4 protein-coding genes are annotated in these 2,718 nt (G+C 38.6%); all 4 read right to left on the minus strand.

The features are described 5' to 3' along the window. The coding region (locus ABXH34_RS17080; RefSeq protein ID WP_353573092.1) for a hypothetical protein at positions 1-234 on the minus strand (234 nt) is incomplete at its 3' end. Between the two features lie 185 nt (positions 235-419). Then, positions 420-686, minus strand: a complete 267-nt coding sequence (locus ABXH34_RS17085; RefSeq protein ID WP_353573093.1) for a DUF2442 domain-containing protein — start codon at positions 684-686, stop codon at positions 420-422. After that, a complete protein-coding gene (locus ABXH34_RS17090; protein WP_353573094.1) occupies positions 667-912 on the minus strand; it encodes a DUF4160 domain-containing protein in 246 nt (81 codons plus the stop codon). Before ABXH34_RS17090 ends, ABXH34_RS17085 begins: the two co-directional genes overlap by 20 nt. Positions 913-1,038: 126 nt before the next feature. After that, positions 1,039-2,718: vitamin B12 dependent-methionine synthase activation domain-containing protein (locus ABXH34_RS17095; protein WP_353573095.1), on the minus strand; the 1,680-nt coding region annotated here is incomplete at its 5' end.

The raw sequence follows: 2,718 nt of genomic DNA on the forward strand, positions 1-2,718 counted from the left end.
ATATTTTAATTTCTCAGGAATTGTTGTTAAGTTATTATTTTGTAAATTTAATTCTTTCAAGTGAGTTAATTCAAACACCGCATCTGGTATTGAAGCTAACCTTTCGTCTCTATTGCCTTTTAAATCTAGCTTTTCTGCTTTAGGTTCTTTGCAATTTTGAATTTTTTCTTTGGTAGATATGGGCATTGTATAATTTATGGTTAAACTTGCACTAGCAGTTGTATAATTCTTCATAAGTTTATTTCTACAAATAAGTTTTATAAAAATACAAAACCCATTTTACCGAAGCAAAATAAGTTTTACATTCCTTTAAAAATTAATAACTAATCACAGGTACAAGCCAACGTTCAGCTTCTTCAAGCGTCATACCTTTACGTTCTGCATAACTTTCAACTTGGTCTTTTTCCACTTTATTCTCATTACGCCGCATTTAACATATTTGTTCTATCACCAATACCGAAAAGCAATGATTCCACATGAATATCCTCATCCAATTCATCCCAATGTAATCCAATCCCACCGCCACTAATTTCATAATCTTGACGTTGTTCCTTTGTCGCATTTAATAATCGCGGAAAATAAGCTAACGGTGTACCTAATTTACGTCCGTCAATCAACTCAATCCAAAACATATCCTCATCAAATTCTACTGATTTTGCCAAAGGTTTAAATGCTAAAATATTCATTCCATTTTTCCTCAATTAATGCTGTATGCTCTGATACAACTTGTAATATGTGACGAAGCTCAGAAGACGAAAAACTATAGTTATGTGCTAAACGAACTTCAGGACATATCCATATCTTAGCCAAAGCATCACCTTTTCGCACATGAATATGGCATGGCTCAAGTGGATTACCCTCATTTGAAAAGAAGAAAAATCGATAACCCCTATAACGAAAAACAACAGGCACAGATTTTTACCTTAAATTTAATAAAACGAATGTAGACGATTTGGGATGATAGAAGTTTAGATGGTAGCAATCAAAACGCAAAACCCATTTCACCTAAGCAAAACAAGTTTCGCATTCCTTTAAAAATTAATAACTAATCACAGGAGCAAGCCAACGCTCTGCAACGTCAATTGACATGCCTTTACGTTCAGCATAGCTTTCTACTTGGTCTTTTTCCAATTTACCAATACCAAAATACTGCGCTTGTGGATGTGAGAAATACCAGCCCGAAACGGCAGCCGTCGGCAACATCGCAAAACTTTCAGTCAAAGTCATACCGATTTGCTGTTCAACCTCTAACAATTCCCACAACAAGGCTTTTTCCGTATGATCTGGACATGCTGGATAACCTGCTGCTGGACGAATCCCTTTATATTTCTCAGAAATCAAATCGTTGTTGCTCAATTTCTCATCCGTTGCATAAGCCCAGAATTCAGTACGCACCCGCTGATGTAAACGCTCTGCAAAGGCTTCTGCCAAACGATCTGCCAAGGCTTTGAGTAAAATACTGTTGTAATCATCTTGATCCGCTTCAAAAATGGCGATTTTCTCATCGATATTGCCACCTGCGGTACAAGCGAAAACCCCTAAATAATCGGCTGCTTCACCTTTTGGCGCGATAAAGTCAGTTAAACACATGTTTGGTCTATCAGTCTTCGCCAATTGTTGGCGCAAATGATGTAGCGTGGTTTTGACTTCGGTGCGCTGCTCATCAGTGTATAATTCGATGTCATCGTCATTGACGCTATTCGCTGGATAAAAGCCGATAATCGCCTTGGCACTTAACCATTGTTCATCAATAATCTGGTCTAACATCGCTTGTGCATCAGCAAATAATTTACGCGCTTCTTCACCCACAACCGCATCATCTAAGATTTTTGGATAACGTCCTGCTAATTCCCAAGATTGGAAAAATGGAGTCCAGTCAATGCACGCACGTAAATCAGCTAAATCGTAAGTTTCAAAAACCTTAGTGCCTAAAAAGCTTGGTTTTGTAGGTTGATAAGTTGCCCAATCTGTTTTGAGTTTATTCGCACGGGCTTGGGCTAAACTGAATTTTTTCGACTTATTTTGCTTAGCTGCACGTTTAACCCGTACATCTTCATATTCAACCGCTATTTTTTCTGCATAAGCAACTTTTAAATCAGGTGACAATAAACTTTGTGACACGCCCACCGCACGTGAAGCATCTTGAACATATACCACAGGATGTTGATAATTTTGGGCAATTTTAACCGCCGTGTGTACTTTTGAAGTGGTTGCACCACCAATTAATAAAGGAATTTCAAAGCCTTGACGCTGCATTTCTTTAGCAACATGTACCATTTCATCCAATGATGGGGTAATTAAGCCTGAAAGTCCGATAATGTCACAATTTTGCTCGCGTGCCGTTTGTAAGATTTTCTCAGCCGCGACCATTACGCCAATATCAACCACTTCAAAGTTGTTACATTGCAGCACCACACCGACAATATTTTTACCAATATCATGCACATCGCCTTTCACTGTCGCCATCAAAATCTTGCCATTATTTTGAATTTCGCAGCCTTCACCTTTTTCTTCTTCAATATAAGGCATTAAATACGCTACGGATTTTTTCATGACGCGGGCAGACTTAACCACTTGAGGCAAAAACATTTTACCTTCCCCAAACAAATCGCCGACCACATTCATGCCGTCCATCAATGGACCTTCGATCACATGTAACGGACGCTCAGCTTGTTGTCGTGCCTCTTCGGTATCCACTTCAATAAAATCGGTAATGCC

The organism is Candidatus Albibeggiatoa sp. nov. BB20, assembly GCA_016744725.1.
Taxonomy (GTDB): domain Bacteria; phylum Pseudomonadota; class Gammaproteobacteria; order Beggiatoales; family Beggiatoaceae; genus Albibeggiatoa.

Coding starts and splice junctions, on each gene's coding strand:
- ABXH34_RS17085 (WP_353573093.1), bottom strand. CDS start 686: ATGAATATTTTAGCATTTAAACCTTTGGCAAAATCAGTAGAATTTGAT.